Source organism: Amorphoplanes friuliensis DSM 7358, from assembly GCF_000494755.1.
GTDB classification, from domain to species: Bacteria; Actinomycetota; Actinomycetes; order Mycobacteriales; family Micromonosporaceae; genus Actinoplanes; species Actinoplanes friuliensis.
In genome coordinates this window covers 5,506,567-5,532,322 of sequence record NC_022657.1, presented here as the reverse complement: position 1 = coordinate 5,532,322, position 25,756 = coordinate 5,506,567, and the positions used below count along the sequence as shown (strand labels likewise).

At 68.5% G+C, this 25,756-nt stretch carries 25 protein-coding genes; 14 read left to right on the top strand and 11 right to left on the bottom strand.

The features are described 5' to 3' along the window. The first annotated feature begins 7 nt into the window (after window positions 1-7). From mmsA to AFR_RS25660, 4 genes are all read left to right on the top strand, one after another. Window positions 8-1,537 carry a multiple monosaccharide ABC transporter ATP-binding protein gene (gene mmsA / locus AFR_RS25675; protein WP_023364006.1) on the top strand — a complete coding sequence of 510 codons (1,530 nt, stop codon included), beginning with the start codon at window positions 8-10 and terminating at the stop codon, window positions 1,535-1,537. Between the two features lie 5 nt (window positions 1,538-1,542). Further along, the gene (mmsB, locus tag AFR_RS25670; protein ID WP_023364004.1) at window positions 1,543-2,796 is read left to right on the top strand and encodes a multiple monosaccharide ABC transporter permease; all 1,254 of its coding nucleotides are present in this window, start codon (window positions 1,543-1,545) and stop codon (window positions 2,794-2,796) included. A 160-nt stretch (window positions 2,797-2,956) separates the two neighbouring features. Further along, window positions 2,957-3,211 carry a hypothetical protein gene (locus AFR_RS25665; RefSeq protein WP_041841132.1) on the top strand — a complete coding sequence of 85 codons (255 nt, stop codon included), beginning with the start codon at window positions 2,957-2,959 and terminating at the stop codon, window positions 3,209-3,211. A gap of 21 nt (window positions 3,212-3,232) precedes the next feature. Continuing rightward, window positions 3,233-3,763: a hypothetical protein gene (locus AFR_RS25660; RefSeq protein ID WP_023364000.1), complete on the top strand. Its 531-nt coding sequence runs from the start codon at window positions 3,233-3,235 to the stop codon at window positions 3,761-3,763. A gap of 5 nt (window positions 3,764-3,768) precedes the next feature. On the opposite strand, the gene AFR_RS25655 is transcribed toward AFR_RS25660, so the two are convergent. Next, complete coding sequence (locus tag AFR_RS25655; protein WP_023363998.1) at window positions 3,769-5,040, bottom strand: DUF1501 domain-containing protein; 1,272 nt, start codon at window positions 5,038-5,040, stop codon at window positions 3,769-3,771. Between the two features lie 5 nt (window positions 5,041-5,045). Further along, window positions 5,046-6,590 (bottom strand): DUF1800 domain-containing protein, encoded by a 1,545-nt coding sequence (locus AFR_RS25650; protein ID WP_023363996.1) that lies wholly within the window; start codon window positions 6,588-6,590, stop codon window positions 5,046-5,048. A 115-nt stretch (window positions 6,591-6,705) separates the two neighbouring features. Here AFR_RS25650 and AFR_RS25645 point away from each other — a divergent pair, with 115 nt between their 5' ends. Beyond that, window positions 6,706-7,752: an ROK family protein gene (locus AFR_RS25645; protein ID WP_023363994.1), complete on the top strand. Its 1,047-nt coding sequence runs from the start codon at window positions 6,706-6,708 to the stop codon at window positions 7,750-7,752. 19 nt (window positions 7,753-7,771) lie between these two features. Here the strand turns inward: AFR_RS25645 and AFR_RS25640 are convergent, their stop codons facing one another. Continuing rightward, complete coding sequence (locus AFR_RS25640) at window positions 7,772-8,446, bottom strand: response regulator transcription factor (protein ID WP_023363992.1); 675 nt, start codon at window positions 8,444-8,446, stop codon at window positions 7,772-7,774. Beyond that, window positions 8,443-8,811, bottom strand: a complete 369-nt coding sequence (locus tag AFR_RS25635; protein ID WP_023363990.1) for a hypothetical protein — start codon at window positions 8,809-8,811, stop codon at window positions 8,443-8,445. Before AFR_RS25635 ends, AFR_RS25640 begins: the two co-directional genes overlap by 4 nt. Window positions 8,812-8,855: 44 nt before the next feature. Here AFR_RS25635 and AFR_RS25630 point away from each other — a divergent pair, with 44 nt between their 5' ends. Beyond that, complete coding sequence (locus tag AFR_RS25630) at window positions 8,856-10,172, top strand: sensor histidine kinase (RefSeq protein ID WP_023363988.1); 1,317 nt, start codon at window positions 8,856-8,858, stop codon at window positions 10,170-10,172. Here the strand turns inward: AFR_RS25630 and AFR_RS25625 are convergent. After that, a complete protein-coding gene (locus AFR_RS25625) occupies window positions 10,156-10,533 on the bottom strand; it encodes a hypothetical protein (RefSeq protein ID WP_041841130.1) in 378 nt (125 codons plus the stop codon). The two genes, AFR_RS25630 and AFR_RS25625, sit on opposite strands and share 17 nt — an antisense overlap. A 154-nt stretch (window positions 10,534-10,687) precedes the next feature. Here AFR_RS25625 and AFR_RS43910 point away from each other — a divergent pair, with 154 nt between their 5' ends. Beyond that, window positions 10,688-12,079: an FG-GAP repeat domain-containing protein gene (locus AFR_RS43910; RefSeq protein ID WP_023363984.1), complete on the top strand. Its 1,392-nt coding sequence runs from the start codon at window positions 10,688-10,690 to the stop codon at window positions 12,077-12,079. Between the two features lie 46 nt (window positions 12,080-12,125). Here AFR_RS43910 and AFR_RS25615 read toward each other — a convergent pair whose 3' ends face one another. From AFR_RS25615 to AFR_RS25605, 3 genes are read right to left on the bottom strand one after another with little or no spacing between them, the layout of a single operon-like run. Continuing rightward, the gene (locus AFR_RS25615) at window positions 12,126-13,406 is read right to left on the bottom strand and encodes a sugar ABC transporter permease (protein WP_023363982.1); all 1,281 of its coding nucleotides are present in this window, start codon (window positions 13,404-13,406) and stop codon (window positions 12,126-12,128) included. Then, window positions 13,403-14,185, bottom strand: a complete 783-nt coding sequence (locus tag AFR_RS25610; RefSeq protein ID WP_023363980.1) for an ATP-binding cassette domain-containing protein — start codon at window positions 14,183-14,185, stop codon at window positions 13,403-13,405. The genes AFR_RS25615 and AFR_RS25610 overlap by 4 nt, the downstream gene beginning before the upstream one ends. Further along, complete coding sequence (locus AFR_RS25605) at window positions 14,182-15,270, bottom strand: sugar ABC transporter substrate-binding protein (RefSeq protein ID WP_023363978.1); 1,089 nt, start codon at window positions 15,268-15,270, stop codon at window positions 14,182-14,184. The genes AFR_RS25610 and AFR_RS25605 overlap by 4 nt, the downstream gene beginning before the upstream one ends. A gap of 261 nt (window positions 15,271-15,531) precedes the next feature. On the opposite strand from AFR_RS25605, the gene AFR_RS25600 reads away from it, so the two are divergent. The 3 genes from AFR_RS25600 to AFR_RS25590 are packed head-to-tail and all read left to right on the top strand — an operon-like array spanning window position 15,532 to window position 19,408. Beyond that, the gene (locus AFR_RS25600) at window positions 15,532-16,260 is read left to right on the top strand and encodes an NUDIX hydrolase (protein WP_041841129.1); all 729 of its coding nucleotides are present in this window, start codon (window positions 15,532-15,534) and stop codon (window positions 16,258-16,260) included. Next, window positions 16,260-17,414 (top strand): 5'-methylthioadenosine/S-adenosylhomocysteine nucleosidase family protein, encoded by a 1,155-nt coding sequence (locus tag AFR_RS25595; protein ID WP_023363973.1) that lies wholly within the window; start codon window positions 16,260-16,262, stop codon window positions 17,412-17,414. Before AFR_RS25600 ends, AFR_RS25595 begins: the two co-directional genes overlap by 1 nt. Then, a complete protein-coding gene (locus AFR_RS25590) occupies window positions 17,411-19,408 on the top strand; it encodes a hypothetical protein (RefSeq protein ID WP_023363971.1) in 1,998 nt (665 codons plus the stop codon). Before AFR_RS25595 ends, AFR_RS25590 begins: the two co-directional genes overlap by 4 nt. A 40-nt stretch (window positions 19,409-19,448) precedes the next feature. On the opposite strand, the gene AFR_RS25585 is transcribed toward AFR_RS25590, so the two are convergent. Beyond that, entirely contained in the window at window positions 19,449-19,781 is a 333-nt protein-coding gene (locus AFR_RS25585; RefSeq protein WP_023363969.1) for an STAS domain-containing protein, read from the bottom strand. A gap of 128 nt (window positions 19,782-19,909) precedes the next feature. Here AFR_RS25585 and AFR_RS25580 point away from each other — a divergent pair, with 128 nt between their 5' ends. Beyond that, window positions 19,910-20,380, top strand: coding sequence for a peroxiredoxin (locus AFR_RS25580; RefSeq protein ID WP_023363967.1), 471 nt, complete (start codon window positions 19,910-19,912; stop codon window positions 20,378-20,380). Between the two features lies 1 nt (window position 20,381). Here the strand turns inward: AFR_RS25580 and zwf are convergent, their stop codons facing one another. Next, window positions 20,382-21,875, bottom strand: a complete 1,494-nt coding sequence (gene zwf / locus AFR_RS25575) for a glucose-6-phosphate dehydrogenase (protein WP_023363965.1) — start codon at window positions 21,873-21,875, stop codon at window positions 20,382-20,384. Between the two features lie 157 nt (window positions 21,876-22,032). On the opposite strand from zwf, the gene AFR_RS25570 reads away from it, so the two are divergent. Continuing rightward, the gene (locus AFR_RS25570; protein ID WP_023363963.1) at window positions 22,033-22,971 is read left to right on the top strand and encodes a DHH family phosphoesterase; all 939 of its coding nucleotides are present in this window, start codon (window positions 22,033-22,035) and stop codon (window positions 22,969-22,971) included. 150 nt (window positions 22,972-23,121) lie between these two features. On the opposite strand, the gene AFR_RS43905 is transcribed toward AFR_RS25570, so the two are convergent. Continuing rightward, entirely contained in the window at window positions 23,122-23,940 is an 819-nt protein-coding gene (locus tag AFR_RS43905; RefSeq protein WP_052359461.1) for a DUF1775 domain-containing protein, read from the bottom strand. A gap of 79 nt (window positions 23,941-24,019) precedes the next feature. On the opposite strand from AFR_RS43905, the gene AFR_RS25560 reads away from it, so the two are divergent. Then, window positions 24,020-24,226, top strand: coding sequence for an RNA-binding S4 domain-containing protein (locus AFR_RS25560; protein WP_041842701.1), 207 nt, complete (start codon window positions 24,020-24,022; stop codon window positions 24,224-24,226). A gap of 144 nt (window positions 24,227-24,370) precedes the next feature. Then, entirely contained in the window at window positions 24,371-25,744 is a 1,374-nt protein-coding gene (locus AFR_RS25555) for an ABC transporter substrate-binding protein (protein WP_041841128.1), read from the top strand. Window positions 25,745-25,756 lie beyond the last annotated feature (12 nt).

Sequence of the window (25,756 nt, the reverse complement as noted above, 5' to 3'; positions counted from 1 at the left end):
GATGAGCATGAGCGACACGATCCTGCAGATGCAGGACATCACCAAGACGTTTCCCGGGGTCAAAGCGCTCCAGGACGTCAATCTTTCGGTACGCCGCGGCGAGATCCACGCGATCTGCGGCGAGAACGGCGCCGGCAAGTCGACGCTGATGAAGGTCCTGTCCGGGGTCTACCCGCACGGCTCCTACGACGGCGAGATCACCTTCGAGGGCGAGGCGTGCCGGTTCTCCGGCATCCGCGACAGCGAAGAACGCGGCATCGTCATCATCCACCAGGAACTGGCCCTGGCCCAGCAGCTCTCCATCGCCGAGAACATCTTCCTCGGCAACGAGCAGGCGACCCGTGGCCTGATCGACTGGAACCGCACCAACCACGCCGCCGCCCAGTTGCTGCAGCGGGTCGGCCTGCACGAGAACCCCGTCACCCCGATCCTCGACCTGGGTGTCGGCAAGCAGCAGCTGGTCGAGATCGCCAAGGCGTTGTCGAAGGAGGTACGGCTGCTCATCCTCGACGAGCCCACCGCGGCGCTCAACGACGAGGACTCGGCGCACCTGCTCGGTCTGCTGCGCGGCCTGCGTGACGAGGGCATCACCTGCGTGATCATCTCGCACAAGCTCAACGAGGTCATGGCGATCGCCGACCGCGTGACGATCCTGCGCGACGGCCGCACGATCTCCACCATGGACCTGGCGACCGACCAGGTCACCGAGGACAAGATCATCTCGGGCATGGTGGGCCGCGACCTCGACCACCGCTTCCCGCCCCACGAGTCGAACGTGGGCGAGGAGGTGCTCCGGATCGAGGACTGGACCGTGCACAGCCCCACCCAGCACGGCCGTGTTGTCGTCCGCAACGCCAACCTCAACCTGCGCCGCGGCGAGATCGTGGGTCTGGCCGGCCTGATGGGCGCGGGCCGCACCGAGCTGGCGATGAGCGTCTTCGGCCGCTCCTACGGCACCGGCATCTCCGGCCGCATCATCAAGGACGGCAAGGAGATCCAGCTCCGTTCCGTCCGCGACGCGATCAAGCACGGCATCGCGTACGCGACGGAGGACCGCAAGCGCTACGGCCTGAACCTCATCGAGGACATCAAGCGCAACATCTCCGCGGCTGCCCTGGGCAAGCTCGCGAAGCGTGGCTGGGTGGACGAGAACGAGGAGTTCAAGGTCGCCGGCGGTTTCCGCCAGAGCATGAACATCAAGGCGCCGAGCGTCCTGAGCATCACGGGCAAGCTCTCCGGCGGCAACCAGCAGAAGGTCGTCCTGTCCAAGTGGATCTTCACGAACCCGGACGTGCTGATCCTGGACGAGCCCACCCGTGGCATCGACGTCGGCGCCAAGTACGAGATCTACACGATCATCAACCGGCTCGCGGAAGAGGGTAAGGCCATCCTGGTCATCTCCTCCGAGCTGCCGGAACTGCTCGGGATCTGCGACCGCATCTACACGCTGTCGGCGGGCCGGATCACCGGCGAGGTGCCGCGGCACGAAGCCACCCAGGAAAGCCTGATGACGCTCATGACCAAGGGAACGGAGTAACCGCGATGTCTGTCGCACCCACCAACGCCGACTTCGCGGTGGCCGAGTCGCCGGCTGCGCCGGCCGGGCCGACGGGGGACTCCCGCAGGTTCAACCTGAACCTGCGCCAGAGCGGTATCTACATCGCGTTCGCGCTGATCGTGGTGCTGTTCACCATCCTCACGGGCGGTGACCTGCTGGCCCCCCAGAACATCAGCAACATCATCGTGCAGAACTCGTACATCCTGATCCTCGCGATCGGGATGATCCTGATCATCATCGCCGGCCACATCGACCTGTCCGCGGGTTCGGTGGTCGCGGTCTGCGGCGCGGTCGCCGCGGTCCTGATGGTCAACTACGACGTGCCGTGGCCGCTCGCGCTGGTGATCACCCTGATCGTCGGTGGCATCATCGGCGCCTGGCAGGGCTACTGGATCGCCTACTTCGGCATCCCGGCCTTCATCGTCACCCTGGCCGGCATGCTGCTGTTCCGCGCCCTGACGCTGACCATCCTCGGCAACCGCGGCATCGGCCCGTTCCCGGAGCCGGTCCGCACCCTGTCGAACGGCTTCACCGAGAGCTACCTGGGCAACGTCGGCCTCGGCGCCCTCGGCGGCGCGGACCTGTTCAGCATCCTGGTCGGCGTGGTCGCGGTCGCGGGCATCGTCTTCACCCAGTGGCGCACCCGCCTGGCCCGCCTCCAGTACGGCCAGGCCGTCGACCCGATGCCGCTCTTCATCGGCCGCATCGCCGTGGCGTCGCTGCTCGTCATCGCCGTCACCGTGCAGCTGGCCCGGTTCAAGAACCTCCCCTGGGTGCTGGTGCTGCTCGCGTTCCTCGTGCTCGCGTACTCGCTGCTCACCAACCGGGCGGTCTTCGGCCGCCAGATCTACGCGGTCGGCGGCAACCTCCAGGCCGCGACGCTCTCCGGCGTCAAGGTCAAGTCGGTCATCTTCTGGATCTTCGTGAACATGGGTGTCCTGGCCGCCCTGGCCGGCGTCATCTTCGCCGGCCGCCTCAACCAGGCCAACCCGACCGCCGGCAACCAGTTCGAGCTCGACGCCATCGCCGCGGCCTTCATCGGCGGCGCCGCCGTCCAGGGCGGCGTCGGCAAGGTCGTCGGCGCCATCACCGGCGGCCTGATCATGGGCGTGATCAACAACGGCATGTCCCTGATCGGCGCCCAGAGCGAAACAGTCCTCCTCGTCAAGGGCATCGTGCTGCTCGCCGCAGTCGCCTTCGACGTGTGGAGCAAGCGCCGCGCCGGCGCCTCCCGCTAAAGGGAGTCGCCCGAGCGACGGGTGATAGGGGAGAAGCGGCGGCGGCCCTTGGGGGGACCGCCGCCGCTTCGTATCTGTGCACCCTGCAGCGGAATGCCGCCGGCCGGCCCGGCGGCCTGCTCCGGCTGGTAGACAGGAAGGTGCCGATGGGGAGGCGCCGATGATTCCGACGTTGATGGTTCTGGGGCTGGTGCTCGGGCGGTGGTGGCGGACGACGCTCGTCGTGGCGACCGTGGGATGGCCGTTGCTGCTGCTCGCCGACGGGATCAGCGGGGACTACCGGTTCTACGCCGGGTCGGCTGCGCTCGGGCTGGCCAACACCGCGATCGGCGTGATCGTGCATCAGGCGATCCTCTGGTGCGTGCGGCATCTCCGGCATTCCGACCACGGCCGATCGGTGGATCTCACGCACTGATTTCGCCAGTATCTTCGCCAAATGCACAAGACGGCGGCCGGGCGAGGTAAAGCGATTCTCTGCACGCTTGCTGTCGCGGCCGTGGTCGGCGGCGGTCTCTGGTCCCGCGCGGACCGGTTGTTCCCTGATGCCGACCGGGACGAGGAGATCTACACCGCGTGCGTCTACGCCGTTCCCGCGGGCGAGCACCGGGCCCTGGAGGGCTGCGGAGCAGCTGAGGAACGCCTCGCTCCCGGGCGTACCGATGATCCTGCCTTGATCCAGGTGGCCGGCCGGGTGGTGAACGTCGTGGTCTCGAGCGGTGAGGGCCTGGGCGGGACGCCCACCGAGATGGTCGCCGGCCGGGCCCGCGACGGACTCGTCCGGCTGGGGTACGCGGGGTCGGTGGTGCGGGTGGCCCGCGACGGCGATCCGGCTGCTCGAGGCACGCTGGTCTTCGGTGTGCCCCTGACCGCCGCCACCTGCCTGGTCGGTCACCTCGACACGTTGTCCGGCCCGGCGTCCTGGCAGATGGTCGGGCTGCTTCCGGGCGGCACCTGCCTGCCGGCCTGAATCCGTTACCGGGCTGCGGCCAGGCCGAAGGCGGCCGGGGTCACGCCCGGGAAGACGTCGGTCAGCGAACCGAACCCGCAGCGCTTCTGCAGGATCTCGCCGATCACCGCGCGGTAGTCCGTCGTAGCGGCCAGGTCGCCCGCGACGAGCGCGCCCGGGGCGAGGGTCGGCCAGGTGCCGTAGACCGTGCCGCCCTTGATGCCGCCGCCCATCAGGAGCATCGCGTTGCCGTGGCCGTGGTCGACGCCGCGGGAAGCGTTCTCGGTGACGCGGCGGCCGAACTCGCTCACCGTCACCAGCGTCACGTTGGCCATGCCGGCCGGGCCGAGGTCGGCCGCGAAGGCCGCCAGCGCGTTGGCCGTCTCCAGCAGGTTGTCGTACATGCGCTGGCCCTTGACCGCGGTGCCGAGGCCCTCGTGCATGTCCCAGTCGCCGCAGTCGACGGCGGCGGTGGCCAGGCCGACCTTGGCCTTGATCATGCGGGCCACGTCGCGCAGGGCGGCCCCCAGCGGTGTTGCCGGGTACGCGGCACCGTTCGCCGGGGTGTACGCCGTCGCGCGCAGGCTGGTGGTCGCCTTCAGGGCGGCGTCGGCGGCCAGGGCGGGCGCGGCGAGCAGGCCGGGCGCCGAGGCGTACATCTTGCGCAGGGACTCGGCGATCGGGCGTTTGGCGCTGTCGCCGGCCAGGGTCAGACCGTCGACCGTCGCCATGGAGATGTCGGTGGAGGGTCCGCTCATGAGGCGCGAGGGCATGGAGTTGCCCAGCGAGACACCCGCGAGCGGGCCCGTCGCGCCGGTCTGGCCCAGCATCCGGTCGAGCCAGCCGCTGCGCACCGACGTGCCGGCGGCGGCGCGTTCCATCTCTTCCATCGCCGCGAAGTGGGAGCGGGTGGGGTTCGGCTGGCCGACGGCGTGCACCGCGGCGAGGTTGCCGTTCTTCCACATCGGCAGCAGCGGCGCCAGGGCCGGGTGCAGGCCGAACATGGTGTTGCCGCCGATCGCCGAGCTCTTCGGCAGGGCGATCGTCGGGCGGGCCTTGTAGTAGTCCGGGTCGCCGATCGGTGCGATCGCCGACAGCCCGTCGAATCCGCCGCGCAGGGACAGCACCACGAGGGTGTCACCCGCGTACGCGTCGGCGGCGAACGCCAGGCGTGTCGACAACCCTTCGCCGACGAGGCCGGTCAGGGCGCCGGCCGCACCGGCGGCGAGGCCCCGGCCCAGCACACCCCGGCGGGTCAGCAGCTTCTTGTTCTCGTCACAGCAGGCCTGTGCAGTCATGGTGGTCACCTCAGCTGGAAGGACGGCGAGTCGAGGACAAGGGCGATCAGGTACGGAAGGCTTCCGGCGATCGACTTGTCACTGCTGGTCAGAGAACTGGTCGGCAGCTTGCCCGCGACGCTTAGCACGGCGGCGACGTGGTCGGCGGGAAGTGTGGTCCCGATCAGGCGCGTGGCCAGGGCGTTCACCAGTCCGCCGTAAGTTGCCGGCAGAACCGGGACGAGTGCCTTGAGCATGTCCGTGGGGCGGGTGAGCTGCTTGGGGTACCAGCCGGTGGCGAGGTTCAGGTGGTTGTTGCAGCGCATGACAAACGCCGACGGCGACGCCCAGGCGGCGGCGAAGTCGGGGAAGCCGTTCGGCGGGCTCCAGCGGAAAGGGGCGTTCCCGGCGTTGACCAGGTTGTTGTAGAGCGCGTCGAGGGCCTTGACCCCCGAGGCCTCCGGACCCAGACCGAGGGTACGCACGGACGCGACCAGGTCCTCGAACGGCGTCCGCACCTTCTGACCGATCGACGCGGCGAACTCGGGTGAGGTGAACAGCGCACGCAGCACCGGCACGATCGCGGTGTCGTTGTCGAGGTAGACCTGGGCGAGCTTCGCGACCAGCGTGGCCGGGGCGTCGTCGGCGACGAAGCGGTGGCACAGCTTGGTGGCGAGGCGCTCGGCGGTCGCCGGGTGCTTGGACAGGTGGTCGAGGAACGCCAGCGCGGCCGCCTCGCCACCCTCCGCGGTGCTGTTGGCGTGGCTGAAGCCGAGGATCCGCACGGCACCGGTGGCGTGCTTGGCGGCCGTGTACGCGTACGTGCCGGTGCTGTTGACGGTCAGGCCCGTGAGCAGTTTGGCCGCCGCCTGTACGTCCGCCTCGCTGTAGATCATGCCGACGGTGTGCAGCTCCATCAGCTCGCGGGCGTAGTTCTCGTTCGGCAGCGTCTTGGTCGACGACCGGTTGTCGAGGTACGTGAGCATCGCCGGGTGCCGGGCCGCCGCCTTGAGCATGTCGGCGAACCGCCCGAACGTGTGCTTCCGGGTCACGGTCCTGTCGTAGTCGGGGCGGCTGTCCCAGACACCGCTCGAGGGCGCGGCGATGTGCAGGTGGTTGGCCCAGAACGCGGCCGTGCTCTCGAAGAGCTGCCGGTTGCTCCAGATCGCCCGGGCGACCGCGGCCCGGCCCAGCTGGCCGAACGCGTCGTAGGAGTGCACGGGCAGCTTGGCGCGTACCGTCGCGATGTCCGCGCCGGCCAGCGGCAGGCGGGTCAGCAGCGAGTCCAGCGCCGAGTCGTCGATCTTCGCGGGGTCTAGCTGGCGGTCCAGCCAGCTGGCGGCACCGAGCTTGGTGATCTCGGCGAGCGCCGCCGGGGTCGGGCCGAACGTGGCGCGGCGCAGCAGGTGCGCCAGCGGGTCGGCGGAGACGAGGTCGGTCGGCACGGAGGTCGCGGCGGCGGCGGGCACGGCCAGCGCCGCGTCGAGGGTCAGGCCCCCGGCAACGGTCGCGGCTGCGGCCACGGCACCACCGAGAACGGCGCGGCGGGTCGGCTCAGGCTTCGTCTTCATGCCAGGCCCTTCGGCCCGTCGCCCGGCGGCCATCGGGCATTCGATCGCACGCAACTGAGCCGCAATCCCCGCGCACCCGTCGCTTCCCGGCGCCCGCGGACGTACGCTCAGGCCTGTGGATCAGATCGATGTGGTGCGGACCCCGGCGTCGTGGGTCGTGGTGGGTCTCGACAACGGCGGCACCTGCAACAACGCGACCGTGCTGGACGCGACCGGTCAATATCTGGTCGATCACCTGGTGGAGAATCCGAGCCTGGTGACCGACGGCCCCGAATCGGCGGTCGAGCAGCTCGCCGAGGCGTTCACCGGCATCCTGGCGCTGACCAGCACACCGCTGACGCTGGTCCGTGCGGTCGGTCTCGACACCCCGGGCCCGGCCAGCGCCGACGGTGTCATCTCGTCGAAGGGCTCGACCAACTTCTCCCAGGTCTCCTGGCACGGCTTCGACATCCGCGGCGCCCTCGAGGCCCGCATCGGCCTCCCGGTCATCTACAACAACGACGCCAACGCGGCCGCCCTCTACGCCCACCACCGCCACTTCGGCGCATCGGCGTCGGAGAAGTCGTCGGTCGCGGCGATCGTCGGCACCGGCCTCGGCGGCGGTGTCGTCGAGGGCGGCAAGGTCGTCGGCGGCGCGGCCGGCATGGCGGGCGAGCTCGGCCACGTCCAGATCCCGCTGCACGGCGTGCTGGAGAAGGACCAGGGTGTACCCCTGTGCAACTGCGGCTTCGAGGGTGACGTCGAGAGCATCGCGTCCCTGACCGGCATCAAGAACAACCTGCTGCCGTACTGGCTGGGGAAGTTCCCCGACCACCCCCTCGCGCAGGAGCCGATCAACAAGGCCGCCAAGCTCCTCCGCGGGTACGGGGAGAAGGAGGACCCCCTCGCGCTGGCCGTCTTCGGTCAGCAGGCGAAGGCGATCGGCAAGCTCTTCACCATCGCCGCGAACTTCACCGACCCGTCCGCCTACTTCCTCGGCGGCGGTGTCGTCGAGGCGGCCCCGCACTTCCGCCAGTGGTTCCTCAACACGGTCCGCGAGCACACCCAGCTCCGCGCCGAGCAGCAGGCCGCCGCCACCTTCGCCCTGGTCCCCGACCTCGACATGGCCGGCGCCCGCGGCGCCGCCGTCGCCGCCCTCGACCGGGTTCTCACCGCGGCCTGAGGCGCGGCCTGAGACGTGGTCAGGCGTCGGGGTCGAGGCGGTAGCCGGCGCCGCGCACGGTCCGGATCGTGTCGCGGTCGTACGGGCGGTCGACCTTGTCGCGCAGGTAGCGGACGTAGACGTCGACCACGTTCGAGCCGCCGTCGTACGCAAAATCCCACACGTGCTCGATCAGGTGGCTGCGGCTGAGGGTTTCGCCCGGGCGCCGCATCAGTTCGTGGAGCAGGGCGAATTCCTTGGGGGACAGGGCGATACGGCTGTCGCCGCGGCGTACCGTGCGGGTCGCCGGGTCGAGGACCAGGTCGCCGACGGTGAGGGCGGCCGGGCGGTGCAGGGGTTCGCGGCGGGTCAGTGCGCGGGCCCGGGCGAGCAGCTCGTCGAGGGCGAACGGTTTGGTCAGGTAGTCGTCGGCGCCCGCGTCGAGGCCGCGGACCTTGTCCGGCATGCCGCTGCGGGCGGTCAGCATCAGCACCGGCACCCAGCGGTTCTGTTCGCGGATCTGGCGGCACACCTCGAAGCCGTCCGGGGCGGGGATCATCGCGTCCAGGATGACCAGGTCGTACTCGGTCTCGACGATGGCCCAGACCGCGTCGGTGCCGGTGCCGGCCGGGTCGACCGCGTACCCCTGGCGGCGCAGGCTGCGGGTCAGCATCGTGGACATGGCCGGGTCGTCCTCGACCACCAGGATCCTCATGAGTCCTCCTTGCGGGCCCGGCCCAGGCGTTCGGTCTGGGTGGTGATGCGGGCCAGATCGTCGTGCAGGCGCCGGACCTCGGCCCGCAGGTCCTCGGCGACGGCGGTGGAGCGGCGTGACTGGTCGAGGTCGTAGAGCGCGACCTCGGACGTGACCCGGTCGTGGCGACGCACCGCGAGCAGCAGCACGAGCACCCCCACCAGGGCGAGAGTGGCCAGACCGAGCGCGACCACCGCCACGGGCACGATGATCAGCGCCGCACCGAGCCCGATCACCAGCAGCGCCGAGATCCCGGCCGCGGCGGCGCGGTTCCCCGGCCGCACACCGGGGTGGGCGTCCCAGCCGGTCCCGCCGCGAACAGTCATGCCCCCAGCGTCCTCCCCGAGAATGAGAGCATGGTGAAAGAGTGATGTCTCTGCGCTCGCGCCTGGTGATCCTCTTCGCCGCCGGCACGTCGGTCGTTCTCGCACTCGGCCTGTCCCTGCTCTACCTCGCCCTGGACAGGCAGCTCACCGCCGCCGTCGACGCCGACCTGCGGGGCCGGGCCGCGGACCTGATCAGCGGGATCGCCGCCGGTGACCGCACGGCCGTCGCCGCCGATCCGATGGCGCAGCTCTTCGCCACCGACGGCGCGCTGCTGACCGGCACCTCCTCCCTGCCGGGCCCGCTCCTCGATCCCGCCCGGGTCCGTGCAACCACAACCCCTTCCCTGGTACGCACGCAGCTGCCGATCGGCTACCGGTCCGGTCCCGTACGCGTGCGCCTGCTCGCCGAGCCGGTCGGCGCCACGGGTGAGGTCCTGGCCGTGGCGGTGGCGTCCGGCGGCGTGGAGCGGGGCAGCGACCGCCAGCTCACCGTGCTGCTGGTGGCGGCACCCGTGCTGGTCGCCGTACTCGCCGCTCTCGGCTGGTTGCTGGTGCGGGCCGCACTGCGTCCGGTCGACGCGCTGACCCGCGAGGCGGCGGCCATCTCGACCCTGGACAGTGCCCGCCGCCTGCCGGCGGTGTCCGGCTCCGACGAGATCGCCCGGCTCGCGGCCACCCTGGACGACATGCTCGGCCGCCTCGCGGTGTCCTTCGCGCGGGAGCGGGCCTTCGTCGACGACGCCAGCCACGAGCTGCGTACACCGGTCGCGGTGCTACGCGGCGAGATCGACCTGGCACTGTCCGCCCTCGACGACTCGGCCGAGGTCGAGCAGTCGCTGCGGGCCGCCCAGGATCAGGTCGCCCGGCTGGCCCGGCTCACCGAGGACCTGCTGGTGCTGGCCCGCGAACGCGGCGGTTCCCTGGTGGTGCACCGCGAACCCGTCGATCTCGCCGACCTGGTCCGGGCCGAGGCGAGGATGCCTGTGTCCGTACGCGGGGAGCCGGTGGTGGTGGAGGCCGACGCCGACCGCCTGCGCCAGGTGATCGCCAACCTCGCGGCGAACAGCACCGCAGCCGGCGCGACCAGGGCGGACGTCCGCATCGGCACCGAAACCGGCGCGGCCGTCCTGGAGTGGTCGGACGACGGCCCCGGGTTCGCGCCGGAGGTGCTCGCCTCAGCCTTCGAACGTTTTGTCCGTGGCGACCCGGCCCGCTCGGCCGCCCCGGGCTCCGGCCTGGGCCTCTCCATCGTCCGCGCGATCGCCATCGCCCACGGCGGCACCGCCACCGCCCGCAACGCCCCGACCGACGGCGCGGTGGTCACGGTGCGACTCCCGGGACCGTTCAGGAACGGTGCCTAGGGACAGCCAGAATCCTTCTGGCGTCGCGCTTGAGATCCCAGTTGAAAACCAGAAGAACAAAACAGGCGCTGCCGCCGAGACCCGCGCACCACCGAGGAAAGGTGTCGTCCCACAGCACGGCAATGGCCAGCAGCGTCAAGGTGAGCAGAACCCCGAAGGCAGTCGTGTGAAAAAAGGACGACGACGGTTCTTCGAGCGCCATCCGCGAGACTCTCACCGCAACGGCGTCGACACCGTCGTCCGGGTGCCGCTCACCCTGCTTGGCCAGCCGCGCCACTTCGAGCCGGGTCCGGAACGGAACCTGGCGCCATTCGGCGGCAATGGCACGCCTCTCCCGACGTGTGATCCGCGTTTCGGGCATGCCGAACAATAGGCCGAACCGACTCCCCGTCCCCCGTCCCGCCCCACATCCCACCCGATCGAGCACGGGACAGCGCATCGACGATCGTCGACATATGGTGTCGACCATCGGTGGCGGCCCTCGACCGCCGCTCGGAGAAACGGGGAGATCGACAGTGCTTCCAATCGTCCTCAGACGTGTCCTCATCACCCTGGTGACCACCACCGTCACCGCGGCTGGACTGGCGGTCGGGGTCTCGCCCGCCGCGGCCGCGCCGCCGACACCCTCGTTCGGCGCGGACATCGAGAACTGGGCGCCCGACGATCAGGCCGACACCTGCGACCCGGTCAACAAGCCCGGCACCACCGCGTTCATGAATCTGCTCAACGACACGTACGGCCGGCACGCATCGGCGGAGAACATCAGCCGGGCGTGCGGTGGGTCGAGGAGCGAGCACCACGAGGGTCGCGCGCTCGACTACATCCTCAACTACAACGACTCCGGGCAGCGCGCCGACGCCGAGGAGATCATCGCGTGGCTGCTGGCGACCGACCGCTACGGCAACCAGGCGGCCAACGCCCGGCGCCTCGGTGTCATGTACATCATCTGGAACCGGCGCATCTGGAGCCAGGCCCGGCACACCGAGGGCTGGCGCAATTACCCGTGCAACGGCGAGCCTGGTGACTGCCACACCAACCATGTCCACTTCAGCTTCACCTGGGCCGGGGCTCGCCAGCAGACGTCGTGGTGGAGCGGTGTCACGCACCGCCCGACGGGCACGGTGGTCGACGTCAGTGGTGACGGGTTCGGCGACCTGCTCACCGTCCGCGCCGACAAGACACTCTGGTACTACCCGAACAACATCGGGCGTGACGGCGTCCCGTTCCAGGGCGACGGTGTCGAGGTCGGCCGCGGTTTTGCCAAGCCCGGCCTGATCAGCTCGGCCGACATCAGTGGTGACGGCTACGCCGATCTGCTCGCGGTCACCGCCGACAACAAGCTCGCGTATTACCCCAACAACATCAAGCGCGACGGCAAGCCGTACGGCACTCCCACCGTGTTCGGTCAGGGTTTTGCCGACACGACCCGCATTCTGCTCGCGGACGTCAGCGGTGACGGTTTTGCCGATCTGCTCACGACCACGTCCAACGGCCGGCTGCACCTTTTCCCCAACAACATCGGGCGTGACAACGGTATCCCGTTCGCCAATTCCACACCGGTCGGCCAGGGCTTTGCAGCGACGGCCAAGCTCACCGCCGGTGACATCACGGGTGATGGGTACGCCGAGCTTCTTGCCGCCACCGCAGACGGGAAACTCGCGTATTACCCCAACAACATCAAGCGGGACGGGACGCCGTACAACACGGCCGTTCCCATCGGAGAGGGCTGGAACGCCGTCTCGAATCTGCGGTTGAGCGACGTGACCGGCGACGGTTACTCCGACGTGCTGGGCGTCCGCACCGACGGGGCTCTCAGCCTCTATCCCAACAACATTGAGCGCGACGGGATCCCCTTCGCCAATTCCACGCCTGTCGGCAACCGCTTCACCGTGGTTCACCTGCCGTGAACGGTGCTGGGCAGGCCCGGCGGGCCTGCCCAGCAACACCGTACGGTCACGTGGTCCGGTTGCGGCGGCGGACGACCGCGTCGAAACCCGCTGCCAGCAGCAGGACCGCGCCCGTCACGACCCATTCGTAGCCGGCGGAGTTCGCGCCCTGGATCAGGTCGCTCATGCCGTTGGTGATCACGGCGACGACCAGGCCGCCCAGCACCGCGTCGATCATGCGGCCGTGACCGCCGAAGAGCGACGTGCCGCCGATAACTGCTGCGCCGACTGCCAGCAGCAGGGTGTTTCCCGCGCCCGCATTCGACTGGACCGATTGGAGCAATGACGCGGCGGTGATGCCCGAGATCGCGGCCATTGCCGAACCGATCACAAAGACCGAGATGCGGATCCGGGACACCGCCACTCCGGCCCGTCGCGCGGCTTCCTCATTGCCGCCGACCGCGTAGACGTGCCGGCCGTAGCGGGTCCGGCTGAGCACAAAATGCCAGACCGTGAACAGCACCAGAATCAGCACGACAACCCAGGGCATCCCGCGCGCCTCGTTGGCAAAAAAGGCGTTGACGGTCAAATTCCGGTTCCGACCCATTTCGTACGTGAACACGGCCCCCAAAATCGCGAGGGTGCCCACTTTGACACCGAGGACAGCGAGGGGAGTGGGCACGAGTCCGGCCCGCCGCCGGCCGGCGGCGTCGTTGAGCTTCACCCCGGCGTACCCGGCGACGACGACCGCGAGCAGCACCCAGCCGGCCCAGATCGGCACGAAGCCGTTCTCGATGCTGATCAGCGGTGACCCGTCCGGCAGGATCACCGAACCCTGACCGCCGATGAGGATCAGCGTGACGCCCTGGAAGGCCAGGAACGTCGCCAGCGTGATGACGAACGACGGGATGCCGACCCGCGCCCGCAGCCAGCCGATGCCCAGCCCCACGGCCAGGCCGCCGATCAGCGCCACCAGCACGGCGAGTTCCCAGGGTGCGCCCTGCCGCAGGATGAGCACCGCCATGATCGCGGAGCACAGCCCGCCGGTCGTGCCCGCCGACAGGTCGATCTCGCCGAGGAGCAGGACGAAGACCAGACCCATCGCCATGATGATCACCGGCGCGGCCTGGATCACCAGGGCCTCGATGTTGTACGCGCTCAGGAACCCCTGGTGCACCACCGAGAAGACCGCGGTGATCACGATCAGCCCGGCCAGTGCCGGCAACGAGCCCAGCTCACCCCCGCGGACCCGGCCCAGGTACGCCCGTCCGTACGCGCCGAGGCTCGTGTCCCGGACAACCGGTTCGCCGGTGTCCTGCGAGACCACCTCGTCGGTCTGGGCGCTCATACTGCGGCCCCGCTCGACTCGGCGGGGGAGAGCCCGAGGTCCCCCGACCGCCCGGCGGTGATCAGCTCGACGACCTGCGTCTGTGTCACGTCCTTCCGGCGTACCTGGGCTGCCATCCGGCCGAGGTAGAGCACGGCGATGGAGTCGGCGACGCGCAGCACGTCGTTCATGTTGTGCGACACCAGGATCACCGCGACACCGTGCTCGGCGAGGCGGCGGACCAGGTCCAGCACCTGTTCGGTCTGCGCGACACCGAGGGCCGCGGTCGGCTCGTCCAGGATGACCACTTTGGACTCCGAGAGCACCGACTTGGCGATCGCGACGGTCTGCCGCTGGCCACCCGAGAGGCTGGAGACCAGCTGCCGCACCGAGCGGACCGTCCGCACCGACAACCCCGCGAGGGTCTGCTCGGCCAGGCGTTCCATGGTGTTCTCGTCCAGTGTGCGCAGCCGTGACAGGCGTTCGCGGCCCAGGAACATGTTCTGGACGATGTCGAGGTTGTCGCAGAGGGCCAGGTCCTGATAGACGATCTCGATGCCGAGCTGCGCGGCGTCCCGGGGCCCGTGGACCTCCCGGGGCACCCCCTCGAACTCGAAGGTGCCCGCGTCCACCCGGTAACTTCCGCCCACACACTTGACGAGCGTGGTCTTGCCGGCGCCGTTGTCGCCGACCAGGGCGGTGACCTCACCCGCGTACGCGGTCAGGTCCACCGCGCTCAGCACGTGCACCGGCCCGAACGACTTTTCCACGCCGCTGAGCCGCAGTGTCGGCGTGGTCATTTGATGCCGTTCGCGGTGCACAGCTTGGACAGCGCCGACGTGGTGCAGACGGCGGCCTTGGTCAGGTAGCCGTCGGTGACCGGCAGCGCCACGTTCGCCTTGGTGATCACGGTCGGCGTGGCCAGGTACGAGGGAACCTCACGCCCGGTGACCGGGTCCTTGGTCGTCGCCGGTGCGGTGGGCCGCTGCCCGCCCAGGATCTGGCTCGCCAGCTTGACCGCGACGTCGGCCTCACCCGCGACGGGCTTGTAGATCGAGAAGCACTGCGTACCGGCCATGATGTTGTCGAGGCCACCGGCCGAGGCGTCCTGACCGGAGACCGCGACCTTGCCGGCCAGCCCCTGCGACTTCAGCACGTTGATCACGGACTGCGCCATGGTGTCGTTGGCGACCATCACGGCGTTCAGCGACGGGTGCTGCCCGAGCATCGTGGTGAAGACCGTCTGCGCGGTGGCGGCGTCCCAGTTGCCCGTCTGGTCGGCGAGCTTCTTCCAGCCGGCCTGCTTCGCCAGCACCGAGTTGTACCCCTGCGCGAACAACGTCGCGTTGTTGTCCGTCGGCGCCCCGTCGATCTCCACGTACCCGACGCTGCTCTTGCCCTTGACCTGCGGGCACGCGGCCAGCGCCGTCCCCTGGTCCGCCCCGACCTTCACGTTGTCGTAGGACACGTAGTAGGACGCACTGCCCCCGGAGGTCAGCCGGTCGTAGTCGATCGTGACGACGTTGTGCTGCTGCGCCAGCGACTGGATGGCCTTGCCCGACCCGGGGTCCAGATCGGTGAGCAGCAGAACGCCGACCCCCGCATTGATCAGCGCCTGCGCCTGCGACTGCTGCGTACTCGCGGTCCCGTTGGCATTGTCGACGTAACAGGTCAGCTGGTACGCGATGCACTGCTTGTTGATCTCGTTCGGATCGGCCGACACCCAGCGCGGCGACGACGCCGTGTCCGGCAGCAGAATCCCGACCTTGGTGTTCTTCGGCGCCGCCGCGGCCCCGGACGAATCACTCTTCCCACCGCACCCGGCCAGCCCGGCCAGCAGCACCGAAGCGGTGGCCAGCGCGAGCACCGGCGTGTTTCGTTTCATGACGTCTTCCCTCCCGAGTGGGTACGGGGAAGACCATCCCTCCGCCCTCATGAGAGCGACATGAGAGCGGATTTGAGAGTCCGAGAGATCGACAATCCTTCGGGCTGTTTGATCGATTCGCGCCATCTGCGAGAGCCCAGCCGGCGTGGCACTGCTTCCGGCAGGCCAGGTGCCGTTCGTGCCAATGCTGCCAGGAATGGTGCCCGAAGCTGACAGGCTCGGCCCCTTCTTGTCATATTGACAAAAAGCTACGGTCAATCCATGAACGACGATCGATGGGAAGCTCCCCGGGTTCTGCTGGCAGTAGATCTGGTGATCTTGACTCTGCGAGATTCGCGCCTGCACGTGCTGCTCGTCCAACGAGGGATCGAGCCCTTTCTGGGCGCGTGGGCCCTTCCCGGCGGTTTCCTCGGACATGAGCAGGAGGACATCCTCGCCGCTGCCCGCCGGGAGTTACGAGAAGAGGCGTCGCTGTCCGCGGTGCCGCACCTGGAGCAGTTGGGCGTTTACGGCGAGCCCGGGCGTGACCCCCGCGGGCGAGTGATCACGGTCGCTCATCTGGCGATAGCGCCTCGCCTTCCCGAGCCGACCGCCGGGACCGACGCAGCCGCTGCGGGCTGGACGCCGGTCGACCAGATTCTGTCCGGGAACGTGACACTGGCTTTCGATCACCTGAGGATCGTCCGCGACGGTGTCGAGCGCGCCCGGTCCAAGCTGGAGTCTTCGGCGCTCGGCACGGCTTTCTGCACCGAGGTCTTCACCATCTCGGAACTCCAGCAGGTCTACGAGGCCGTCTGGGGCACCCCGCTCGATCCGCGGAACTTCTACCGCAAGGTCCAGAGCATCCCGGGATTCCTCCTCGAAGACGGTCCTCCCCGGCGTACCGGGAACGGGCGACCCGCCAAGACGTACCGGTCCGGGCCACGGCACGACCTCTATCCGCCCATGGTGCGATCCGCCGATGGTCCGGCCGACCGGGGAGCCGAATGATGAAGAGCCGCCCGATCGTCGTCCTGACCGCCCTCAACCTCGAATATCAAGCTGTCCGCGAGCATCTGACCGAGATCGAGGTCCACCGCCACCAGGCAGGCACGCGCTTCGAGGTCGGCCGTCTCGGCGTCGGCGGCTGCCGAGTAGCACTGGGGCTGACCGGCAAGGGCAATCACCATTCAGCTGTCCTGGCCGAGCGGGCGATGGCCGAGTTCGATCCACCCGCGGTGCTCTTTGTCGGCATAGCCGGCGCCCTGTGGCCGGAAATGAGCCTGGGCGACGTCGTGGTCGCGACGCAGGTCTACGCCTATCACGGCGGCACCAGCGAGGACGACGGTTTGAAAGCCCGCCCTCGCGCCTGGGAGATCCCCCATGAGTGCGACCAGATCGCCCACCACATTGCCCGCACAGACACGTGGGCACGCGGGCTTCCGGAAGGAGAACGCACGCCGAAGGTGCTGTTCGGTGCGATCGCCGCCGGCGAGGTGGTCTTGGACTCTGCAGTGTCCGCCCATGCGCGCTGGATCAAGCAGACCTACAACGACGCCTTGGCAGTCGAGATGGAGGCAGCCGGTCTGGCCCAGGCCGCCCACCTCAATCGCTCACTCCCGGCCGTCGTGGTGCGCGGCATCAGCGACCGGGCTGACGGTACGAAAAATGACACCGACGCCGAGGACTGGCAACCCGCAGCGGCCGCCAACGCAGCACTGTTCGCAATAGCCCTCGCCGAGGAACTTGCTCAGACCGAACGACACCGCGAACGGACACGGAAGGACGGAAATAGAACCATGAGCGAGACCGTCAGGAACATCGCCAAGGGAAGCGCTCAGGTCGGTGTACAGGCCGGAACTGTCCACGGCGGCATCTCCATGGTGCAACAACCTCGGTCCGTCGCACCTGAGATCCCCGTACAGCTCGCGGAGCTTCGCGAACAGATCAGTAAAGCCCAGGCCGCAGGCGAGGTGGACCGTGAGACGTTCGTCGCCGCGGAGCAGGAACTCGACACCATCACCGAGCTGCTTCCCGCTCCCGGCGAAGGGGCCGGGAGTCGCCTGATGCTCGCGCTCCGGAAGCTCAGGGGCCTGCTGCTGGACTGGACCGATCTGGCTTCGAAGGTCACTGCCATCATCGCGGCGCTACGAGGCGCTTCGTGACCGCCCCAAAGGCCGGCACCGTGAACAGCGCGGACGGTTCGGCCACCGTTGGCGTTCAAGCCGACACCGTTCATGGTGGGGTCACGATCTATCAAGTGGCCGAGACGGATCCACCGGAACGAAAGTTCCTGGTCGGCGTGCGGTACCTCCGGGCAGGCGTACCGTCCGAGGCCAGAAAGCTGATCAGCAGGGCAGTGATGGAAGGGCACGCCAACACCAAATCCTATTTCTATCTGATGCTGGCGCTGCTCAGCGGACGGACGTTGCAGCATTTGTCGCCCGAGGACTTGAGCGTCCTGCGGTCGGCTCGGGTCTGGGTCCAAGACAGGCCGCAGGACCGGTGGACCGACGCCATTCATGTGATCAACCGGTTGCTGGAGGCCGCGCCGTCCACCGCCCGGACCGATCTGAACGTCATCATCAAGGAATTCGATGATCTTGGTTCCCAGCAGCGGGAGGAGGTACTGCGCAACCTGAAGGTCTTCCTGGCCGGCCCGCACCAGGACTGGACCTGGAAGCGTGCTTTCGAGACAGCCCGGCGAGACAGGCGGGCCGAATACCGGGTCGACCGGGTCTGGAAGTTCTTCCAGCCGCATCCGGCCGGTCCCCGAGTCCTCTGGCCGCGTCCGGTTCGCTTTCGAAAACGCGACTGGGCCCTCTTGTCGGTGGCCACCCTTCTGACCGCGACCTCCGGCTACTTTCTCTCGGTAGCTGCCTGGGACGCCTCCTGGCCGGCAGCCCTCGGAACCTTATTGATTGCTTTCGGGACAGGCACTCTGGTTGCGTTCGCCGGCCTGCATCGCCAGCACCTCATGCGGCGACGGCGCGTCAAGGAGGGGCAGATCTCAGAGCACAACGCGCGCGAACCAGCGCCAGATCGCTACGAATTCGCATCCGGCGTCGACCGTCAGTTCCGTACTTACTTTCGACGCTATGTCCCGGACGGCGCGGAGCGGGCGGTCTGGCTGGCCGAGACACGCGGCATCCGGCAGACCCTCCGCAACGAGGTCGTCGAGATCTACCGCGAGCGGGATATCGATGCCAAGCAGGTCGGATGGCTGATCAGGTTTCTCGTCAGCGATGTGAAACGACAATGGCAGACCGGTGGGCTGTACAGCTTTCGGAATCAACTCCGCATTCCGATGGCGACCCGGTTGGCCTTTTACCTCGGCGTCGGTGTTCTCGGTGCCGCAGTGTCCCGGCTGGTCTGGGACGCCCTGCAGACGCGCCCGCTGCCTGCTGTCCTGGCGACGATCCTTCTCGTGACCGGCGGAGTGCCGACGGTCCGAGGGTGGTCGACCCTTGTATTGGAGCGACGTCGTGTCGCGGTGGAGAAAGCAGAGGCGAATCAAGCCCTAACTGCCCGCACCGAGGCCCACCAACGCTGGGCGGCGAAGCTCGCGACACGGCCCAAGGACCAGGAGATGGCGCACTGGCTGGACTGCGACCACAAGGCGCTCGTCGAACTCGGGATGCAGCACTACAAATTGGCGCCGCACGATGTCATCGCGCATGCCTTCATCGAGGCGCCGCCGGCCGGACCCTACAAGCGCGCCCGGGTGCCCAAGGGTCCGCTGCGTTATTCGCGGTACAACCTGCTGGTCTTCATCCTCACGATCGACGGCGTGCGGCAGATGGCGGTCGATCTCAACTTCGAGACAGCTGAGTTCCACGATCGACGGCGGATCAATTACCGCTACGACGCGGTTGCCGCCGTACATGTGACCGAGGCGGACGACGGCCAGAAGACTCTCGAACTGACGCTTGTCAACAGCCACTCGATCAAGCTGGTTGTGACCGGACCGCCGCCGCGCACCAAGGAACTCGGCGAGGACGACCGCACCATCACTGCGGTGACCCTCGACGCCGCAGGTTTGGACAACACTCTGCACGTGCTCGAGGGGATAGCCGCTGAAGGAAAGCAGTGGATCACCTACGAGCGTAAGCGGGAACAGGATGGCCTGGCCAGACTCATCGACGCGGTTGATCCATAAGCGGACTGACCGGTCCGGGCGCTGGGGCACCCGGATCGGGTCACTCCTTGAGCGCGGTCTCGACGTCGGTGTGCAGCGAGAGGTAGTCGACCAGGCCGAGGGTTTCCAGCAGGCGGCGCAGGAAGCCCGAGGGGGCGGCGAGGCGGACCCAGCCGCCGCGTTCCATGGCGCGGCCGTGGGCCGTGACCAGGACGCCGACGCCCATCGAGTCGCAGAAGTCGAGGCCGGAGAGGTCGACGACGACGCGGGGGGCGGGGCGTTCCACGAGACGGCCGAGGTTGGCCTTCAGGGACGGCGCGGTGTCGATGTCGAGGGAGCCGCGCAGTGTCAGTACGGCCGTGTTGGGTGGGTGGTGCGCGACCGAGACCTGCATGGCGGTGTCGCTTTCGTCGGGGGCGGGCAGGGGTCAGCCGGGTTGGTCGGGACACGTATCGGTGGGTGTCTCCACCCTAGGCGAGGACTCGCCCGCCGGCAGAATCAGGTCGCGGTAGCGTTGATCAGGTGAGCATCGACAAGGGTGACCAGGCCCCTGATTTTGAGCTTCCCGACCAGACCGGCACCCCGCGGCGGCTGAGCACCCTGCTGGCGGACGGGCCCGTGGTCCTGTTCTTCTATCCCGCGGCCATGACCAGCGGCTGCACGGCCGAGGCCTGCAACTTCCGGGACCTCGCCGCCGAGTACGCCCAGGCCGGCGCGCAGCGGGTCGGCATCAGCCGTGACCCGGTGGAGAAGCAGAAGAAGTTCGCCGATCTGAACGGCTTCGACTACCCGCTGCTGTCGGACCCGGCCAGTTCCGCGGCCGAGGCGTTCGGCATCAAGCGGAAGCTGCCGCTGGGCCCGCTGAGCGTCAAGCGCGTGACCTTCGTGATCGACACCGACCGTACGGTGCTCGAGGTCATCCACAGCGAGCGGGACATGAACGAGCACGCCGACCGGGCCCTCGACGTGCTGAAGGCCCGATCGGCGTCGTAGCTCAGATCTCGTTCCGCCACTTGCGGCCGCTGCGGCCGATCAGGCGGTCGGCATCCGTCGGTCCCCACGAGGCAGCCTCGTACGTGGGGATCGGCGACATGTCGTTCTTCCAGTGCTCGATGATCGGGTCGACGATGCGCCAGCACTGCTCGACCTCGTCGGTGCGGATGAACAGCGTGGGGTCGCCCAGCAGCGCGTCGAGCAGCAGCCGCTCGTAGGCCTCGGGGGACTCCTCGCGGAACGTCTGCTCGTACGAGAAGTCCATGCTGGCCGTGCGCACCCGGAACGAGTGTCCGGGGACCTTGGCGCCGAAGCGCAGCGAGATGCCCTCGTTGGGCTGGATCCGGAGGATCAGCGCGTCGGCGTCGAGCTCGGTGAGCTGGTTGGTCGGGATCGGCAGGTGCGGCGGCCGCTGGAACTGCAACGCCACCTCGGTCACCCGGGCGGGCAGCCGCTTCCCGGTACGCACGTAGAACGGCACCCCGGCCCACCGCCAGTTGTCGACGTTGAGCCGCATCGCGGCGTACGTCTCCGTGCGCGACAGCGGGTCCACGCCGACCTCGTCGCGGTAACCCGCCATCAGGTCCTCGCGGGTGCCGCCACGGGTGTACTGGCCGCGGACCGCCAGGTCGGCGATGTCGCGGTCGGTGGGCAGCCGGATCGCCTGGAGGAGCTTGACCTTCTCGTTGCGCAGCCCTTCGGCGTCGAACGAGGCCGGCGGTTCCATCAGCGAGAGCGCCAGGACCTGGAGCACGTGGTTCTGCACGATGTCGCGCATCGCGCCCGCGTGCTCGTAGAAGCCGCCGCGGCTGCCGACGCCGAGGGTCTCCGCGACGGTGATCTGCACGTGGTCGACCCAGGACCGGTTCCAGATGGGCTGGAAGATCGCGTTGGCGAAGCGCAGCGCGAGGACGTTCTGGACCGTGTCCTTGCCCAGGTAGTGGTCGATGCGGAAGACGTTCGGCTCGTCGAACGCGGCGTGCACGACGGCGTCGAGCTCGTGCGCCGTGCGCAGGTCGTTGCCGTACGGCTTCTCGATCACCAGCCGCGAGAAGGAGCCCTCGCGGGGGTGGTTGAGCCCGGCACCGGCCAGACCGTTGATGACCGGCTCGAACGCCTCGGCCGGCGTCGAGAGGTAGAAGATGCGGTTGCCGGAGGTGCCACGGGTGGCGTCCAGCTCGTCGAGCACCTCGGCGAGGCGCTTGTAGGTCTCGGGGTTGTCGTAGCCGCCCGATACGTACCTGATTCCGCCCTGGAGTTGAGCCTTGTCCGCCAGGCTGCGGCCGCCGAGAGCGCTCTCGGCGAACTGGTGGTCCTCCATCGGCGTCCGCGCGACGCCGACCAGGGCGAACTCGCCGGGCAGGCGGTTGTGCCGGGCCAGGCTCTCCACGGCCGGCAGCAGCTTGCGGCGGGTGAGGTCGCCGGACGCGCCGAAGATCACCAGCGTGGCGGGCGGGGCGTTGCGGTCCTGTGCGAGCTGGGGAACGTTGTCCATCGTCAGGTCTTCCTCCGACCGCGTACGTGAGCTTCCGTGTGAACTTTACGCAGCGCGAGGGGTCCTGGATCAAACCTGTACGCCGATGCGACCAGGGCCATAGCCGCAAAAGTGGCAAACTGGAGGGTAAGGTGCCAATCGGCAGAGGGAGATTTTCGTGAAGTATCGGCTCGTGACCCGCAGCGACTTCGACGGCCTGGTGTGCGCCGTTCTGCTGCGCGTGCTCGACATGATCGACGAGATCACCTTCGTCCATCCGAAGGACGTGCAGGACGGCGCGATCGCGGTCACCGAACGTGACATTTTGACCAACCTGCCGTTCGCCCCGGGCGCTCACCTGGTGTTCGACCATCACCACTCGGAGACGCTGCGTAACAAGGGTGATCGGTCGAACCACATCATCGACCCGGACGCACCGTCGGCCGCGCGGGTGATCTACGACTACTACGGCGGCGCCGAGCGGTTCCCGGAGATCTCCGACGAGCTCATGCGCGCGGTCGACCAGGCCGACTCGGCGCAGTACGCGCTCGAGGACATCCTGGACCCGCAGGGCTGGACCCTGATGAACTTCCTGATGGACAGCCGGACCGGGCTGGGCCGCTTCCGCGAGTTCCGGATCTCGAACTACCAGCTGATGATGCTGCTCATCGACGCCTGCCTGCAGTTGCAGTCGGTCGAGGAGATCCTCGAGCTCCCGGACGTCAAGGAACGCGCCGAGCTGTACAAGGACTGCTCGGCGATGTTCGTGGAGCAGCTCAAGCGGGTCAGCCACGTCGAGGGTGACGTGGTCGTGGTCGACCTGCGCGAGGAGGAGACCATCCACGCCGGCAACCGCTTCATGGTCTACGCGCTGTTCCCCGAGGCCCGGGTGTCGGTGCACATCATCTGGGGCCGGCAGAAGCTCAACACGGTCTTCGCCTGCGGCAAGTCGATCCTCGACCGCACGTCCCCGGTCGACATCGGCGAGGTCATGCTCCGCTACGGCGGCGGCGGTCACCTGGCTGCAGGCACCTGCCAGGTGCCCCACGAGGATTCACCCCGGGTCCTGGCCGAAATCATCGACGCCCTGAAGACCCCGCGGACAGTCTCGGTCTAGAGCAAAAAATAGGGGGGCGGGAAGCCGAACCTTCCCGCCCCACCCTGTGCAGGTCGTGGGTCTTGCCCTGGACCCCACCCGCTGGTCGTGTTCCGCGCCCCACGCGCATCAGCACGACACACCCGCGACCACCTTGCGCGGGACGTCTCTTTACTCGGCCGGGCCGTCCTTGTAACTCCAGGACGTGACTCGGGGCGCCGCACCGACGAGTTCCTTGGGCGGGTCTTCCGAGGAGTCGTCGGAGGCGGCCGGCTCGTTGCGTCGGCGGGACCGCAGCACCGCGATCACACCCGCGGCCGCGGCCAGGGCAGCCACGACCCAGCCGGCGATCGTCCAGAAGCCCGGGCCGTCGTTCTCGTCGAGCAGGGCCGCGAAGAGAGCGGCGTCGGCGTCACTGGTGCCGCTGGTTCCCGTACCGGAGTGGCCACCGTGAGCGGCACCCTCCTGGCCGGGGACCGCCGGGGTGAGCGCCAGCTGCGCGGGCGGCATGGCCGCACCCTTGGCCGGGTCCGCGTAGGTCGGCTCGACGGCGAAGCTCATCTGTGTGGTCTCGACCGGCAGCGGGCCGAGGGCGACCGCGAGGTCGGCCGACTTGCCCGGGGCCAGCGACTTGCCGGGCATCGCGATCCAGACGATCGCGGACGCGGTCTCGGTCACCGGCTGACCGCCGTGGATGCTGGTCAGCGGTTTGTCGAGGTCGCGCTGGACGATCTGCGGCGCCCAGTTGTCGACCGAGAGCGGGTAGACCTCGGCGACCGGCTGGTCCGCGGGGAGGACGAGCTTCACCCGCGTGATCGCGCTCTGGGCGGTGTTCGTCACCCGGAACGTCACGTTGGTGCCGCTGCCCTGGGGCGCGGTCGGCGGGCTGACCGTCACGTCGGCGGCGGCGGGGGAAGCCGCGCACAGCACACCCGTGGCGACGGCGGCGGCCAGGACGCCCGCCCGGCGGTGCTTCTCGAGATGCCTCACGACGGGTAGTTCGGTTGAGGCGGCCGAATGGTTCAACCGCTGCGAACTTTCTTTCGGCGGGTTCGGCATGATGGTCGGCATGCGTGACGTGGCGATCGACAGCGACATGATCAGACTCGGACAGTTCCTCAAGCTGGCCGACCTCATCGACACCGGTGGGGAGGCCAAGGTGCTGATCTCTGTCGGCGATGTCTCGGTCAACGGTGAGGTCGACACCCGGCGCGGCCGGCAGTTGCATCCCGGCGATGTCGTCACGGTCCGCGGGCAGTCCGCACGGGTCGCCTGAGGACCTTCGGGCAATTAGATACCCATATATGCAGCACTGAGTGACGAACGGTTGACATGCTGTCGATCACAGGCATCTACTGAGTCCGGTGTGTTACCGGCGTCACAGATGCCGGCGTTCGTTCCGCCTCGCCGGGGAGGCCCCATGTCTCGTGCTCGCATTCGCGCGGTTATGTCGGGAGCGGCGGCAGCGCTGCTGGCGGTGGCACTCGCCGGATGTGCCGGCTGGGGCGGGGGCGGCGGGGGCTCCAGCGACGCGAACAGCATCGACGTCCTGATGGTCAACAACCCGCAGATGATCGACCTGCAGAACCTGACCGCGGACAACTTCACCAAGCAGACCGGCATCAACGTCAACTTCACGGTCCTGCCGGAGAACGACGTCCGCGACAAGATCAGCCAGGAGTTCTCCAGTCAGGCCGGTCAGTACGACATCGCCTCGCTGAGCAACTTCGAGATCCCGATCTACGCGAAGAGCAAGTGGATCGCGCCGCTGGACACCTACGTCGCGGCCGACACGGCCTTCAACCAGGCGGACATCCTGCCGCCGATGACGAAGTCGCTGACCGCCGACGACAACAAGCTGTACGGCGAACCGTTCTACGGCGAGTCCTCCTTCCTGATGTACCGCAAGGACGTCCTCGACGCGCAGGGCATCCAGATGCCCGCGAAGCCGACCTGGCAGCAGGTCGCCGACATCGCGGCCCAGGTCGACGGCAAACAGCCCGGGATGGCCGGCATCTGCCTGCGCGGCCAGCCCGGCTGGGGCCAGATCTTCGCCCCGCTCACGACGGTGGTGAACACCTTCGGGGGTACGTGGTTCGACGCGGACTGGAACGCCCGGGTCGACGCGCCGGAGTTCAAGCAGGCCACGCAGTTCTACGTCGACCTGGTCCGGGCGCACGGCGAGGTCGGCGCACCGCAGGCCGGCTTCACCGAGTGCCTCAACAACCTGATCCAGGGCAACGTCGCCATGTGGTACGACGCGACCAGCGCCGCCGGCTCGCTCGAGGCCGCCGACTCCCCGGTCAAGGGCAAGATGGGCTACGTCGCCGCGCCGGTGGTCAAGACGCAGAGTTCCGGCTGGCTCTACGCCTGGTCGTGGAGCATCCAGCAGGCCAGCAAGAAGAAGGACAACGCCTGGAAGTTCATCTCCTGGGCGTCGAGCAAGGAGTACGAGGAGCTGGTCGGCAGTCAGCTCGGCTGGTCCAAGGTGCCGGCCGGCAAACGCGCCTCGACGTACGAGAACCAGGACTATCTCAAGGAGGCGTCGGCCTTCGCCGAGCCCACCGAGCAGGCCATCTCCAGTGCCGACCCCCGCAACCCCGGCGTCCAGCCGCGCCCGGCGATCGGCATCCAGTTCGTCGACATCCCGGAGTTCACCGACCTCGGTACGCAGGTCTCGCAGTACGTCAGCTCGGCCATCGCCGGGCAGATGTCCGTCGACGAGGCCCTGAAACGTGGTCAACGTCTGGCCGACGACGTCGCCGAACGGTACCGATCCCGCGAGAACGGCTGAGAGGGGTTCGTG